The organism is Spirillospora sp. NPDC000708 (assembly GCF_040299565.1).
In the GTDB taxonomy this organism is placed as follows: domain Bacteria; phylum Actinomycetota; class Actinomycetes; order Streptosporangiales; family Streptosporangiaceae; genus Spirillospora.
In genome coordinates this window covers 16,504-30,496 of sequence record NZ_JBEPCJ010000054.1, presented here as the reverse complement: position 1 = coordinate 30,496, position 13,993 = coordinate 16,504, and the positions used below count along the sequence as shown (strand labels likewise).

Annotated in this window: 16 protein-coding genes; 9 read left to right on the top strand and 7 right to left on the bottom strand. The window is 72.3% G+C overall.

The features are described from left to right. Positions 1 to 6: 6 nt before the first annotated feature. Both ABT299_RS31920 and ABT299_RS31915 read right to left on the bottom strand, forming a co-directional pair. Positions 7 to 1,008: a CU044_5270 family protein gene (locus ABT299_RS31920; protein ID WP_500253009.1), complete on the bottom strand. Its 1,002-nt coding sequence runs from the start codon at positions 1,006 to 1,008 to the stop codon at positions 7 to 9. Further along, a complete protein-coding gene (locus tag ABT299_RS31915) occupies positions 1,005 to 1,658 on the bottom strand; it encodes an RNA polymerase sigma factor (protein WP_500253008.1) in 654 nt (217 codons plus the stop codon). Before ABT299_RS31915 ends, ABT299_RS31920 begins: the two co-directional genes overlap by 4 nt. Positions 1,659 to 1,944: 286 nt before the next feature. On the opposite strand from ABT299_RS31915, the gene ABT299_RS31910 reads away from it, so the two are divergent. Beyond that, positions 1,945 to 2,850 carry a polysaccharide deacetylase family protein gene (locus ABT299_RS31910; protein WP_500253007.1) on the top strand — a complete coding sequence of 302 codons (906 nt, stop codon included), beginning with the start codon at positions 1,945 to 1,947 and terminating at the stop codon, positions 2,848 to 2,850. 52 nt (positions 2,851 to 2,902) lie between these two features. Here ABT299_RS31910 and ABT299_RS31905 read toward each other — a convergent pair whose 3' ends face one another. Then, positions 2,903 to 3,151, bottom strand: coding sequence for a putative acetyltransferase (locus ABT299_RS31905; RefSeq protein ID WP_190860955.1), 249 nt, complete (start codon positions 3,149 to 3,151; stop codon positions 2,903 to 2,905). A gap of 112 nt (positions 3,152 to 3,263) precedes the next feature. Here ABT299_RS31905 and fdxA point away from each other — a divergent pair, with 112 nt between their 5' ends. The 7 genes from fdxA to ABT299_RS31870 all read left to right on the top strand — a co-directional run bounded on the left by fdxA (position 3,264) and on the right by ABT299_RS31870 (position 8,914). After that, a complete protein-coding gene (gene fdxA / locus ABT299_RS31900; protein WP_190860953.1) occupies positions 3,264 to 3,590 on the top strand; it encodes a ferredoxin in 327 nt (108 codons plus the stop codon). 168 nt (positions 3,591 to 3,758) lie between these two features. Beyond that, positions 3,759 to 4,844 carry a succinyldiaminopimelate transaminase gene (gene dapC / locus ABT299_RS31895; RefSeq protein ID WP_190860951.1) on the top strand — a complete coding sequence of 362 codons (1,086 nt, stop codon included), beginning with the start codon at positions 3,759 to 3,761 and terminating at the stop codon, positions 4,842 to 4,844. Positions 4,845 to 5,099: 255 nt separating this feature from the next. Next, positions 5,100 to 5,672, top strand: a complete 573-nt coding sequence (locus ABT299_RS31890) for a DUF4178 domain-containing protein (protein WP_387023231.1) — start codon at positions 5,100 to 5,102, stop codon at positions 5,670 to 5,672. Continuing rightward, complete coding sequence (locus tag ABT299_RS31885) at positions 5,673 to 6,278, top strand: DUF2617 family protein (RefSeq protein ID WP_500253006.1); 606 nt, start codon at positions 5,673 to 5,675, stop codon at positions 6,276 to 6,278. Next, a complete protein-coding gene (locus tag ABT299_RS31880; RefSeq protein ID WP_500253005.1) occupies positions 6,275 to 6,709 on the top strand; it encodes a DUF4247 domain-containing protein in 435 nt (144 codons plus the stop codon). The genes ABT299_RS31885 and ABT299_RS31880 overlap by 4 nt, the downstream gene beginning before the upstream one ends. 10 nt (positions 6,710 to 6,719) lie before the next feature. Then, complete coding sequence (locus ABT299_RS31875) at positions 6,720 to 7,145, top strand: DUF350 domain-containing protein (protein ID WP_387022304.1); 426 nt, start codon at positions 6,720 to 6,722, stop codon at positions 7,143 to 7,145. A 242-nt stretch (positions 7,146 to 7,387) separates the two neighbouring features. Beyond that, on the top strand, positions 7,388 to 8,914 hold the full coding sequence (locus ABT299_RS31870; protein WP_500253004.1) for a polyamine aminopropyltransferase: 1,527 nt from the start codon (positions 7,388 to 7,390) through the stop codon (positions 8,912 to 8,914). A gap of 15 nt (positions 8,915 to 8,929) precedes the next feature. Here ABT299_RS31870 and ABT299_RS31865 read toward each other — a convergent pair whose 3' ends face one another. Next, positions 8,930 to 9,631: a MerR family transcriptional regulator gene (locus tag ABT299_RS31865; protein ID WP_500253003.1), complete on the bottom strand. Its 702-nt coding sequence runs from the start codon at positions 9,629 to 9,631 to the stop codon at positions 8,930 to 8,932. Positions 9,632 to 9,709: 78 nt separating this feature from the next. On the opposite strand from ABT299_RS31865, the gene ABT299_RS31860 reads away from it, so the two are divergent. Next, positions 9,710 to 10,852, top strand: coding sequence for an acyl-CoA dehydrogenase family protein (locus ABT299_RS31860; RefSeq protein WP_190858192.1), 1,143 nt, complete (start codon positions 9,710 to 9,712; stop codon positions 10,850 to 10,852). On the opposite strand, the gene ABT299_RS31855 is transcribed toward ABT299_RS31860, so the two are convergent. The 3 genes from ABT299_RS31855 to ABT299_RS31845 all read right to left on the bottom strand — a co-directional run bounded on the left by ABT299_RS31855 (position 10,849) and on the right by ABT299_RS31845 (position 13,991). Then, positions 10,849 to 12,030 (bottom strand): sulfotransferase domain-containing protein, encoded by a 1,182-nt coding sequence (locus ABT299_RS31855; RefSeq protein WP_500253002.1) that lies wholly within the window; start codon positions 12,028 to 12,030, stop codon positions 10,849 to 10,851. The two genes, ABT299_RS31860 and ABT299_RS31855, sit on opposite strands and share 4 nt — an antisense overlap. 117 nt (positions 12,031 to 12,147) lie before the next feature. Beyond that, the gene (locus tag ABT299_RS31850; RefSeq protein ID WP_190858194.1) at positions 12,148 to 12,621 is read right to left on the bottom strand and encodes a cold-shock protein; all 474 of its coding nucleotides are present in this window, start codon (positions 12,619 to 12,621) and stop codon (positions 12,148 to 12,150) included. 71 nt (positions 12,622 to 12,692) lie between these two features. Further along, the gene (locus tag ABT299_RS31845) at positions 12,693 to 13,991 is read right to left on the bottom strand and encodes a cysteate synthase (protein WP_500253001.1); all 1,299 of its coding nucleotides are present in this window, start codon (positions 13,989 to 13,991) and stop codon (positions 12,693 to 12,695) included. Positions 13,992 to 13,993: the final 2 nt, after the last annotated feature.

The following is a 13,993-nucleotide window of genomic DNA, read 5'->3' as shown; positions in this document are numbered from 1 at the left end:
CGCGCGTCAGGGCCGCCGCCCCGCGCCGTCGACGATCGCGGACACCTCGACCGCCTGCTCGTTCATGACGGTTCCGGCACGGATGATCTCGGGGCCGCCCCGCTTTCCGGGGAGCTTCGGAAGGCGCTGCTCCTCGGCCTGGACGATCCGCCGCCCGAGGTAGTCGTACGTCCCGAGGGCCAGCACGAACTCCAGCCGCTCCCCATCCCGGCCGGTACGGGAGACGGTGGTGCCGGGACGTCCGAGCGCGTCCCTCGTCCCCTCCTTCACCTGCACGCCTGGGATGCGGGCCAGCGCACGGAAGACGGCGGCGCGCCGCGAGTCCGGCGTGGACGGCCCCTGCCCGAGGAAGTCCGCGAGCCGGCCGAACACCCACTGGTCCCGGCCGTCCTCGCCGGTGTAGAGCCGCCCGCCGTTCTCGGCGTTGTAGGACGCAGCGCGCTGGTCGATTTTCGCCAGCAGCGCGGCCGGGTCGTCCGGCAGCGCGCGCAGGTAGTCGTACCACTGCGCGGGCGAGCGCTCCTCGGCGTCGCCGTCCCGGACCGTCCGCGAGACGACCAGCCGCGGCTTCCTGCCCGGCCCGGCGTCGTACCGGGCGGTCTCGCGGCCGTCGAAGCGGACCCAGCTCTCCAGGTGCCGCATGGCGGACGGAGCGCCCTCCATGCCCGCCTGATACGTCCTGGTGTAGACCCACTGGTGCGGCGCCGGGCGCCGGTCGGGGCGGCCCGCGACGGTCTCCGCGGCGCGTTCCAGGATCCGCGTCGCGCTCACCGGACGCGCGGCGACCGGCGGCGACGCGGAGTCCGTGCCGTCCAGGGCGACCGCCGCGACGGCCGCCGCCGCGGCCGCGGCGACCCCGGCCGCCAGCCCCGCCCGCCATGCCGGGACGAGCACGCGGCGCCGGCTGCGGGCCTCACGGACGAGCCGGTCGCGGCCGGGCGCCAGCCGCTCGGGCCCCGGCTCGGGCACCTGCGCGCGGAACGCGCCCAGTTCTTCGAGGTCGTTCATTCGCCCGTCCCTTCCCGCACGTTCGTCGGATCGGTCCCTCCGAGCGCCTCCCGCACCTTCCGCCGCGCCCGGTGCAGCCGGGACCGCACCGTCCCGACGGGGATCGACAGCGCCTCGGCGACCTGGTCGTAGGACAGGTCCGCCCACGCGACGAGCAGCAGCACGTCCCGGTCGCCCCGCGGCAGGCCGGCCAGCGCGCCGGCGAGCGGCCGGGAGGCGGCCGCCGCGCTCACCCGCGCGTCCACTCGGTCCATGGCGTCGGTCACCGGGTCGGCGCCGGTGCGGGCCAGCGCCCGCAGCATCCGCGTCTCCGCCCTGCGGTGCTTGCCGATGAGGTTCGCCGCGATCCCGTACAGCCACGGCCGCGCGTCGGGGCGCCCCGGGTCGTAGCGGTCGCGGCGGCGGAACGCGGCCAGGAACGTCTCGGCCACGACGTCGTCGGCGGCCTGCTCGCCGAGCCTGCGCGCGACGTACCGGTGGATGGAGGGCGCGTGCCGGTCGTACAGGGCCGCGAACGCCTCGGGGTGCCGCCCGGACCGCTCGATGAGGCGCGCGTCGTCCTCCGGCGGCGTGAAGCCGGCCAGCGGCGTGGTGGTGTCCGGTGGCGTGGTGCCGTCCGGCGGCGCCGGTGCGCGTGGACTGACGGTCATACGGCTCCGTCCTCTGCGGTGGGTCCGTGCGGGACGCCGCACGGTCACCCGTCATCACCCGCAGGGGCGGCGGGAGTTCACGGCCGCCGGGGAGGGCGGTGGAACCGGAGGGCGACACTTCTCTCACCGGGGGTGGCGCGGGGGGCCGGTACCGGCTGCATCATGGGGCTGCGTCCCCCCGTCGCGCCCCAAGGACGATCTTGGTAATCCGGACCTTGGTGACGTGTGTTGCGAGTGAGGCGCAGGGTAAGAAGCGGCCCGAGGCAACACGTTACGGGGGTGCGTGGTGCGGATCAGGACATTCGCCATCATCGCGGCCGGTCTCCTGCTCGTCTCGGGATGCGGCCACGCGGAGAAGCGGCAGGCGCGGACGGCCGGCCACCAGGTCGCGGCCGGGAAGAAGGCGCGGACGGCGCCGCACCTGCAGCAGCCGCCGGCCCAGCGGAAGATCGACTGCGACCGGACCAAGTGCGTCGCGCTGACGTTCGACGACGGTCCGGGCCCGTACACGAACGGGCTGCTCGACGTGCTGAAGAAGGAGGGCGTGCGCGCCACGTTCTTCCTCATCGGGCAGAACGTCGCCGCGTTCCCGGCCGCCGTGCGCCGCGAGGTGATGGAGGGGCACGAGATCGGCGACCACAGCTGGAACCATCCGCAGCTCACCGCGATGTCGCTGCCCGCCGTCAAGACGCAGATCCAGCGCACCCAGGACGCGATCACCAAGGCGTCCGGCGGGATCAAGCCGACCATCATGCGCCCGCCGTACGGCGCGACGAACAAGCGCGTCGGGCAGACCATCGGGATGCCGCTGATCCTGTGGAGCGTCGACACCGAGGACTGGCGCTACCTGAACACCGCCCGCGACACCCGGGTCGGGATCAAGGAGCCGCAGGCCGGCGGCATCATCCTGTTCCACGACATCCACAAGCCGAGCGTGAAGGCGATCCCGGCGGTCATCGCGGGGCTGAAGAAGCGCGGCTTCACGTTCGTCACGGTGTCGGAGCTGTTCCAGAACCGGCAGCTGAAGCCCGGCCAGACCTACTCCGAGCTGCTGCCGCCCAAGACCGCGTCCCCGGCGCCCGTCACGGCCAGCCCGCCGCCTCCCGGCTCGCCCGCCGGCCCCGCACCGTCGAAGTCCGGGCCCGCGCCGTCCAAGTCCGGCCCCGGGCAGCAGCAGGCCGAAGGCCACTGACGCTCCCGAGGGGCGCTCCGACCCGGTCGCGCCGGCCTCCGCGCGAACGCCGTCAGACTCCGCGGCGCTTCGGCGGGGGCATGGGCGGGACGACCTTGCCCGCGACCACGATCTCCTCGGGCACCTCGACCAGCTCGCCGTTGCGACGGCGCACCTGGAGCGTCTTGTCGGACCAGGATTCGAGTACGCCGACCACGTCGCTGTACTCTCCCGTTGGCAGACGACGGCGCAGCGAGACCCGCTGACCCACGTCCGCGCTACTGATGGACACCACCAGGCGCGCGGCAAAGCGGCCAGACATGTGAGGACCCCCATGTCGAATCGACTGCGCGGTGGTGGCCATACTATTCACAGCGAGCTTGCGGTGAGCCGTGACGTGCGGCGGGGCCGGAAACCCGAGAGGAGTCACTGACGTGACCTACGTCATTGCGCAGCCCTGCGTGGACCTGCTCGACAAGGCATGCATCGAGGAGTGCCCGGTCGACTGCATCTACGAAGGGAAGCGTCAGCTCTACATCCACCCGGACGAGTGCGTCGACTGCGGTGCGTGCGAGCCGGTTTGCCCGGTTGAGGCCATCTACTACGAGGACGACGTCCCCGACCAGTGGAAGGACTTCTACAAGGTGAACGTGGAGTTCTTCGACGACCTGGGCTCGCCCGGCGGCGCCTCCAAGGTGGGCAAGATCGACAAGGACCACCCGATCGTCGCGGCGCTGCCCCCGCAGAGCCAGGACGACTGATAACGGGCTGAAACCGGCCGGTGCGGCGGGTCGCGACCTTTGGGGAGCGTCCCGGCGACGGTCATTGCGGTTCAACGCATCCGGGCCGTGGTCTACCGCGCATTCCGCGGGAGGCCACGGCCCTGCTGATTCGGGGCGCCCGCGCGTCCCGGCGAGGAGGGCTGGGTCTTGTTCACGCTGCCGGACTTTCCGTGGGACCGGCTGGAGCCGTACAAGAAGCGCGCGGCCGAGCATCCGGACGGCATCGTCGACCTGTCCGTGGGCACGCCCGTGGACCCGACGCCCGACGCCGTCCGCAAGGCGCTCGCCGAGGCGTCCGACGCGCCCGGCTACCCCGCCACCTACGGCACCCCCGAGCTGCGCGAATCGGTCGCGGGCTGGCTGCGGCGCCGCGCGGGCGTGACCGGCGCCGACCCGGCCGCGGTGCTGCCCGTCATCGGCACCAAGGAGCTGGTGGCGTGGCTGCCGACGCTGCTCGGCGCCGGCCCCGGCGACAAGGTCGTCTTCCCCGAACTGGCGTACCCGACCTACGACGTGGGCGCCCGGCTGGCGGGCGCGGAGCCCGTCGCGACGGACGGCCTGCTGAAGCTCGGCCCGGTCCGGCCGAAGATCGTGTGGGTGAACTCGCCGTCCAACCCGACGGGGAAGGTGCTGCCCGCCGAGCACCTGCGCAAGGTCGTCGCATGGGCGCGCGAGCGCGGCGCGATCGTGGTCAGCGACGAGTGCTACCTGGAGTTCGGCTGGGACGAGGAGCGCCCGCCCGTCTCGGTCCTGCACCCGGACGTGTGCGGCGGCTCCCACGAGGGCCTGCTCGCGGTGAACTCGCTGTCCAAGCGGTCGAACATGGCGGGCTACCGCGCCGGGTTCGTCACCGGCGACCTCGCGATCGTGAAGCGGCTGCTGGAGGTCCGCAAGCACGCGGGGATGATCGTCCCGGCGCCGGTGCAGGCGGCGATGGTCGCGGCGTTCGACGACGACGGGCACGCCGACGAGCAGCGGGCCCGGTACGCGCGGCGCCGCGCCGGCCTGCGCGCCGCGTTCGAGCGGCACGGGTTCCGCATCGACCACTCCGAGGCGTCGCTGTACCTGTGGGCGACGCGCGACGAGCCGTGCTGGGAGACCGTCGGGCACCTGGCGTCGCTCGGCATCCTCGTCGGCCCCGGCGAGTTCTACGGGACGGCCGGCGCCCGGCACGTCCGCATCGCGTTCACCGCCACGGACGAGCGCGTCGCCGCGGCCGCCGCCCGCCTCTGACCCCGCCTCTGACCCCGCCTCCGCAAGCCCGGAGACCACGTACGACCGGAACCCGGATCCGCCCTCGCGGATCCGGGTTTTCCACATGAAACCGGATCTTTCTCCTTTGCGTCTGATCGCGGTATGGGCGTGGACCGCCACAATCGGTAGGATCCGCAGGTCTCCGCCCGCTTTTCCGGGCGCGTCGATGGAGGGATGTCCGTGGGTGGTCCCGAGCTGGTGCTCGCGATAGCGCTGATCGTCGCCGCGGTGGCGGTGGTGGTCGCGGTGGTCGTGCTCGTCGTGGTGCTGAGCCGGCGCCGGTCGTCCCCGCCGCCCGCTCCGGCGGTGCCGCACGACCCGTTCGCGCCCGAGCAGAGCGTCGCCGGCGACCCCCGCACGCTGAAGGCCGGCGACATGGTCGAGTACCTCGGCACCCGCTACTTCGTGCGCGGCTCGCTGCGGCTGCGCGAGGGCGGCTTCACCTGGTCGGAGCACCTCCTGGACGCCGACACCATCGAGGGCCAGAAGGTGTGGCTGTCGGTGGAGGAGGACCCGGACCTCGAGGTCGTCTTCTGGACCGAGTACGAGATCGGCGACCTGCGCCCCGGCGACCGGACGGTCACCGTCGAGGGCGTCGAGTACCGCCGCGACGAGCACGGCACCGCCGACTACACCAGCGAGGGGACGACCGGGGTCGGCGTCCGCGGCCGCGTCGAGTACGTCGACTACGAGGGGCCGGGCGGCCGCTACCTGTCGTTCGAGCAGTACGGCGGCGGCCAGTGGGAGGCCGGGCTCGGCGAGCGCGTGCCCGCCGGCACCATGACCATCTACCCGGGCAGCGGCTGAATGCTGACCGTCCTCGACACCCCCTACCAGGACGCGCGCGCCGACGGGCTGTCGTACGCGCTCGGCCTGCCGCCGCTGGATGCGCTCGCCGTCCTGCCGGTGGAGCGCGGGGGGCTGACCGTCCAGCTGCGCCTGCTCGGCGCGTCCCACCAGGTGATCGCCGGGCCGCTCAGCGAGACCGTGGCGTGCCTGCCGGGGACCAATGCCGAGCCGCTGCCGGGCAGCGCCGCGACGACGTTGCCGGGCTGGTCCTACGCGTTCACCGCGACGACGGCCGTGCACCCCGACGACGCGGCGTTCGGCCGGGCCGTCGAAGGGATCTGCGCGCGGCTCGCCGACCGCGGCGACGCCCTGACCGGCGCCTTCCCCGGTTCGCGGTACGCCGTCACCGCCCTCGCCCTGGACGGCGCGGCCCTGGACGGCGCGGACTTGGAGGGCGCGGGCCTGGACGCCCTGGACATGCGCCCGGACGGCGCGGCCGCCGGCGGCGGGACGGGCGCGGAGAACACCGAACAGCGGGCCGGGATCGGCTGGCGCACCTGGCACGCCTACCCCCAGACCCGGGAGATCGTGATGACGCGGAGCCGGTTGGTGAGACCTACATGAACAGCACGCACCGGGCCGCGGCCGGCGGGGCGGCCGCCGTCCTGCTGGCCGTGGCGCTCGGCGGCTGCGGCGACTCGCAGTCGTCGTGGCTGGCCAAGAAGTACCGCAAGATCGGCTACAACACCTTCCAGTCGTCGCAGCCCCCGCGGACGGTCGCGTCGGCGATCAACCGCAAGTTCAAGGCGATCGACCGCGTCGACGACCTCGCGACGTACGGCAACGGCGGCGGGGTGTTCCTGCGCTACCCGAAGCTCGTCGTCGGGGTGACGCCGTACGGCGGCGGCAGCCACATCACCCTCGACAAGCCGTCCGGCGGCTACAACCGCTACTACTCCCATGTCGGCCACCGCTGGAGCGCGCCCGGCAGTGGCGGCTGGAACAAGCACGGCATCGCGTCCTTCCGCGGCGGCGGTCCAGGGTCGGGCAAATGAGGAGCAACGGATGAACGACATGGCTCATGACATCGGCGCGACCTTCGCCTACGGCGCGGTCGGCATCGCGCTGATGGCGATCGGCTACCTGGTGGTGGAGGTGACGACGCCCGGCCGCCTCGGCCACCAGATCTGGACCGAGGGCAACCGGGGCGCCGCCCTGCTGCTCGGCGAGAAGCTCCTCGGCATCGGCGCGATCGTCACCACCGCGATCGTCACCAGCGACAACGACCTGAGCAACGGCCTGGTCGACACCGCCGTGTACGGCGCGATCGGCATCGTGCTGATGGTGGTGGCGTTCTACTTCCTCGACATGATCACGCCGGGCAGGCTGGGCGCGACGCTGGTCGACGGCGAGGCCATCCACCCGGCGGGCTGGGTGGTCGCCGCCGCCGACATCGCCGTCGCCGCGATCGTGGCCGGGGCGGTCTCCTGACCTCCCGCGACCTCGACCGGACGGCCCCGCCGCCGGCCGCCGCCCCGGACGCGCCGGCCGCCGGCGCCGCCGGCGCGCCCGCCCCCGAGACCCCGGACGCGCCCGCCGCCGGACCCGGCCCCGAGACGGCCGCCGAGCCCGGTCCCGACTCGGGCTCCGGCTCCGGCTCGGAGGGTGGTGGCGCGGAGGGCGGCGGCTCGGAGGGCGGCGGCGCGGCGGGCCGGCTCGGCGCGCCGGCGCGGGTGGCGCGCGCTCTGGTCCTCGCGGCCGTGTTCACCTGCGCGGCCTGCGGCCTGGTGTACGAGCTGGCGCTCGTCGCGCTCGGCAGCTACCTGGTCGGCGACTCCGTCACCCAGGCGTCGATCGTGCTGTCCGTCATGGTCTTCGCCATGGGCATCGGGTCGCTGCTGGCCAAGCCGCTGCAGAAGCACGCCGCCGCCGCGTTCGCCATCGTCGAGGGCGCGCTCGCGCTGGTCGGCGGCCTGTCGGTGCTCGCGCTGTACGCCGCGTTCTCCTGGCTCGACATCTACGTCCCGGCGCTGGTGGCGGTGTCGTTCGCGGTGGGCGCGCTGATCGGCGCGGAGATCCCGCTGCTGATGACGCTGCTGCAGCGGATCCGCAAGCAGGACGCGGGCAGCGCCGTCGCCGACCTGTTCGCCGCCGACTACGTGGGCGCGCTGATCGGCGGGCTCGCCTTCCCGTTCGTGCTGCTCCCGACGTTCGGGCACATCAAGGGCGCGCTGCTGGTCGGCGCGGTGAACGCGGTCGCCGGCGTCGCGGTGGTGCTGTGGCTGTTCCGCCGCCGGCTCGGACGCGTCGCGCGGGTCGGGATCGGCCTCGGCATGGTGGCGGTGCTCGCCGTCCTCGGCACGACGTACGCGCTCTCCGACCGGATCGAGGTGACCGCGCGGCAGGCGCTGTTCGAGGACCCCATCGCGCTGGCGAAGGACACCCCGTACCAGGAGATCGTGATCACCCGGAAGATCACCCTGGCGGGCACCACCGACCTGCGCCTGTTCCTGAACGGCGACCTGCAGTTCTCCTCGGCGGACGAGTACCGGTACCACGAGTCGCTCGTCCACCCGCTGATGTCCGGCCCGCACGGGAACGTGCTGATCCTCGGCGGCGGCGACGGGCTGGCGATGCGCGAGGTGCTGCGCTACCGCGACGTCCGCAGCGCGACGCTGGTCGAGCTCGACCCGGAGATGCTGCACCTCGCCCGGACCTACGGGCCGCTGGTCGCGCTCAACCACCGTTCCTTCGAGGACCCGCGCGCGCACACTGTCAACGCCGACGCGTTCACGTGGCTGCGCGGCCAGACCCGCCGGTACGACGCCGTGATCGTCGACATGCCCGACCCCGACGACGTGCCCACCGCGAAGCTGTACTCCGTCGAGTTCTACGGCCTGGTCAAGCGGGTCCTCGCGCCCGGCGGCCGGATGGTCGTGCAGTCCGGGTCGCCGTACTTCGCGCCGAAGTCCTTCTGGAGCATCGAGAAGTCGATCGCCGCCGCCGGCCTCGCCACCACCCCGTACCACGTGGACGTGCCGAGCTTCGGCGACTGGGGCTTCACCCTCGCCTCGCCGACCGCAGCGCCGCCCGCGCTCGCGCTGTCCCCGGACGCCCCGCCGCTGCGCTTCCTCGACGGGTCCGTCCTGCAGGCCGCGTCCGTCTTCCCCAAGGACCGCCGCTCCCGCGACGTCGGCGTCAACACGCTCGTCCACCCCCGCCTCGTCCAGTACGAGGGCCAGGAGTGGAAGGACTCCTGACCCCGGCCCGCGCGGTCAGCGGTCGGTGGAGGTGCGGATGGCCTTGTCGACGGCGTGCTGGAACGACGAGACGAGCGACTGGATCATCAGCGGTTTGAGCTTGCCGGCCAGCTCCATCAGCCGGTCGCGCTCCTCGGGGGAGCGGCCGCTCTCCCGGTAGGAGCGGACGACGGTGTCCTGGAAGACCTGCTGGAGCTCGGCCGCGAGCGCGGTGGTGTGCCGTTCGACGGCCTCGTGCGAGGCGATCAGGGTGTCCAGCGGCATCGGGAGTTCGGCGAGCTCGGCGCTGATGCCGAGCAGGGCGGGCATGACGACCCGGACGGTGTCCGGCGCGATGCTCTCCACGACGCCGAGCGCTTCGAGGCGCTTGAGCGTGTCGTCGTCGAGGTGGCGTCCGGCGCGGCGGTCCAGCTCGTGCCGGCTCACGTCCTCGGGACGCTCCGGCGCCCACGGCGACAGCAGCGCGCGTTGCAGCGCGAGGTCCTCGGCGGGCGCGTCCAGCGGGATCTTCCGCAGGTGCTTCTCGATGGCGGCGAGGGTCAGGCCGAGCGACTGGAGCTCCCGGACGAGTTCGAGCCGCGCGAGGTGGTCGGCGTCGTAGAGGCCCGTCCGGCCGCGCAGCCGGGGCGGTGGCAGCAGGCCGCGCCCGGCGTAGAAGCGCACGGTGCGGACGGTGACCCCCGCGCGCGCGGCCAGCTCGTCCACGGTGAGATCCATACCCGGCTCCTTTGACGTGACAGTGCCAGTGTTACATTAATGCTGTATCAGCACGCACTTACCGAGGGAGACCGCCGGATGGCACGGGAGATCTTCACCGCGGAGCACGAGGCGTTCCGCGACATGGTCCGCGCCTTCATCGAGAAGGAGATCGCGCCGTACCACGAGCAGTGGGAGAAGGACGGCGTCGTCTCCCGCGACGTGTGGCTGGCCGCGGGGCGGCAGGGGCTGCTCGGCATCGACATGCCGGAGGAGTTCGGCGGCGGCGGCAACCCCGACTACCGCTACTACGTGATCCTCAACGAGGAGTTCGCGAAGGCGGGCGTGCACGGCCCCGGGTTCTCGGTGCACAACGACATCAACGGCGGCTACCTGCGTCAGCTTTGCACTCCGGAGCAGCAGGCGCGCTGGTTCCCCGGCTACTGCTCCGGCGAGATCATCACCGGCATCGCGATGACCGAGCCCGCCGCCGGCTCCGACCTGCAGGGCATCAAGAGCACCGCGATCAGGGACGGCGACCACTACGTCCTGAACGGCTCCAAGACGTTCATCTCCAACGGCATCCTGTCCGACCTGGTGATCGTCGTGGCGAAGACCGACCCGTCCGCCGGGGCGAAGGGCGTCAGCCTCCTCGTCGTCGAGCGCGGCATGGAGGGCTTCGAGCGCGGCCGCAACCTCGAGAAGGTCGGCATGCACGCGCAGGACACCGCCGAGCTGTTCTTCGACAACGTCCGCGTCCCCAAGGAGAACCTCCTCGGCGAGGAGGGCATGGGCTTCATCTACCTGATGACGAACCTGGCCCGCGAGCGGCTGTCCATCGGCGCCACCGCGATGGCCGCCGCCGAGTCGGCGTTCGAGCAGACGCTGGAGTACTGCAAGACCCGCGAGGCGTTCGGCCGCCCGATCGGCAAGTTCCAGCACAACCGGTTCACGCTCGCCGAGATGAAGACCGAGCTGACCATCAGCCGCTCCTTCACCGACGAGTGCATCGTCAAGGAGGGCAAGGGCGAGCTGAGCGTCGACGAGGCCGCGATGCTCAAGTACTGGAACACCGAGCTGCTGAAGCGGGTCGTGGACCGCTGCCTCCAGCTGCACGGCGGCTACGGCTACATGATGGAGTACCCGATCGCGAAGGCCTACCAGGACGTCCGCATCCAGACCATCTTCGGCGGCACGACCGAGATCATGAAGGAGATCATCGGCCGCGGCCTCGGCGTCTAGCCCGATCGGTCCTCGCGGTGCAGCCAGGCGAGGCAGTCGGGCGGCGCCAGTTGCGCCGCGCGCGCGTGGTAGTAGGCGAGCTCGGCACTGGAGAGCAGGCTGCGTCCCGATCCGGAGGTCCCCTTGCGGAAGAACTTCTCCGGCGCCCCGCCCAGGCCGTCCTCCGGTTGCAGCCGCCCGGCGGCGGAGCGCATCTCGCTGAACGTGGCGGCCTTCACCAGGGCCGGCCAGGCGTGCTCGGGCACGCTGATCCCGAGCCGGGCGGCGAGGTTCCGCATCTCGCCCTCGAGGTCGGCGGACAGGTCCTCGTAGTGCAGGAGCACCACGCCTGGGTCCGCGCGCCGGGCCCAGGCTTCGCTCAGATGGCCGAGCATGTCGGGCAGCAGATGGCCGCGGTTCGCGTGCAGGTCGGTATCCGTGGCGATCCACTGCAGGAGCCAGTTGCGCGGTGACGACGATCCGCGCCGGTTCCCCGAGGCGGGCCGCTCGTGATGCTCCGCGGCGTTGATCCGGTGGTGGTAGTACGAGATGGCCGCGTCCAGGAGATGCCTGCCGACGACGACATAGGTGACCCGGTCATCGGCCGGAAGCTCGCTCAGCGGCAGATGGGTCTTGATGAACCTGCGGTGCGTCTGAGCCGCGAGAGCGGCCGCCGTCTCGCGCCGGGCCACGGGCTCGGCGTCGAGCCACGGTGACAGATCGGGCAGGGAGCCCGGGAGGTCCGGGGTCTGGAAGACGAGAAGCGCGCAGATCATCTGCGTCCAGGTCGTGCCGCACTTGACCGGGGTGCTGACGATGATGTCGCCCTCGCGGAGCGGGAAGTCCGCCCACGAGGCCGCCCTGAGGGCGTACTCGGACAGGTTCACGACGGTCATGCCGCGCTTGGTGAGCACGGCGGCCGGGCGGGACCGGCCCGGAGCCGCCGCGCGCGTCCTCAGGTAGCCGCGCCGGCCGAGACCGTCGGTCAGCGCGACGACATCCCGCTCGGCGAAGCCGAGACCGTCGAGAAGGCGGAGCGCGCCGGCCCTGTCGTGCCGGGCCAATATGCCGAGCAGAAATGACTCACCGGCCGAAATGTCGTCCAGACCGGCCGCCGAATAGCGGCTCTCGATGTACTCCGCCGAGTCGACGACGGCCCGATACATCGCCGTCATCGTTTTCACGTGCTCGTCGGACATGGGTGGAACGGGAGCAGGCATGGCCCCTTCCCCTGTTACGGCAGAAAGGCCGGGAGGCGCGCGGAGCCGAGGCGGTCCGCCGGCGCCGGGCTCCGGCGCTCCCCGGCCCTGCGAAACTCAGCCATCGATCCACTGGTGCTTTTCCGCACAGCCGAGCACGACCCTGCGGACGTCGACCACCTGCTGCCCGCTCAGCGCCGGGACGCCGCTCAGCAGCAGTTCCGTCAGCTCCTGCATGAATTCGTCCGGCGAGAGCACGTCGCACGTCGGTTCGTCGTCGTCCAGCGTGCCGCCGGCCTGGGCGGACGCGGCCGGTGGGGCCGCCGGCACCGGTGCCGGCGCCTGCCGGGGCGGTGCCGGGACCGGCTTTTCCGCCGCGCCGGGCTCGTCCGGAATGAGATGCGCCGCGAAGGCCTTCCGGCCCCGGTCGCCCGCCATCACCTTGAACTCCAGCCGCGCCCCCGGTGCGAGCTCGTAGGCATCGCTGTCGACCACCGATGTGTGCAGGAAGACGTCCTCGCCGCCGTCGTCCGCCGCGATAAAGCCGTAACCGCGTTCGTGGTCGAACTGCAGTATCCTGCCGGTCGCCATTTCTCCGCCACCTCCATCGCTTTCCGCCAACCTGGGAAAATCGTAAGACAGGGCCATGTGAGTGGCAATGACTAATCGACGGGAACGGTCGATGCGCACACCTCGGCGATCTTTTTGACGAGATCGCGGTCGGTGCGAACGGCGTCCCGGGCGAGCCGCAGTTTCGGATCGGCGGGCACCAGCGTGTGCCGGAGGGCGAGCCGGGCCCTTCCGCCGCCCGTCACGTTGAGCAGCACGACCGACGCGCGGTCGACCTTCCCGGTCCGCACCGCGTCCCGCAGGCAGGCGAGCGCCACCCCGGCCGCGGGCTCGATGTCGATTCCCTCCAGCTCCTCGAACATCGCCTGTGCCGCCCGGGTGGCACCGCTGTCAGCGGTCAGGACGTCCCCCCGGCTTTCGACCAGCGCGTCGTAGACCCCGCCGCGGACGGAGTAGGGCGGCGTCGAATTCGTCAGCTCGTCGGCATGCACGCCCTTGGCGACGGCCCGGAACCGGTCCGCGGACGCGTCGTCCAGCGACGGCGACCGCGCCTCCCACGCGTGGTGGATGGGCGTGAACGGACGGTTCTGGCAGAGCATGAGCCGGGGGAGCGCGGTCATCTCGGCGCCCGCGGCGCGCAGCCGCTTGGCCGCCTCGTGGACGGCGATCGCCCCGGTCCCGCTTCCCACGGCCTGGAAGTAGTGACTCGGCAGGGACCGCATCTCCTCATGCGCGGTCAGCATGACCGTCCCCAGCCCGTCCCGGCGACCCACGTTCTTCACCCCGCCCTCCGCCTGGAACGGGGCCGTCCGGCACACGGACGCGGCGAGGTCCATGGCGTCCGAGTAATCGCTGTCGCCGATGGCGACCACGCTGACGCACGGGTCGAGGGGCGCACGGAACCGCAACCGGTGCAGCGCCGTTTCCGGGACGATCAGCAGGCACGGCACCCCCTCCTGCGAGCAGGCCCAGGCGAAAGCGGCGGCGGTGTTGCCCGAGGACGGGACGGTCAGGATGCTCTGCCGCTTCGGCATCCTGCCGAGCACCGTGTACGCCTCGAACTCCTTGAACGTCCCGGTGCCCAGCATCGCGCCGCGCTCGGGCCAGTAGCCGTTGAAAGCGATCCAGAGGTTCGGGAGCCCGAGGGCGGTCGAGAGCGCCTCGCTGCGGTACACCACGCCCCGGTGGGCGTTGTCCGCCAGCCCGGTGACGGGCAGCCACTCGTGATAGCGGGACAGGCCCTGGCCGTCCTGGGCCGGCTTGAAGCCGCGCTGGCGGTACTCGGTGCGCAGCAGCGCCGGTGCGTGCCCTGCGGGGCACTGCAGGATCAGCCCGTCGTCCTCATGCGTCCGCTCGCAGCCGGAGCAGGCGAGCCTATAGTGGCGTGCCACGG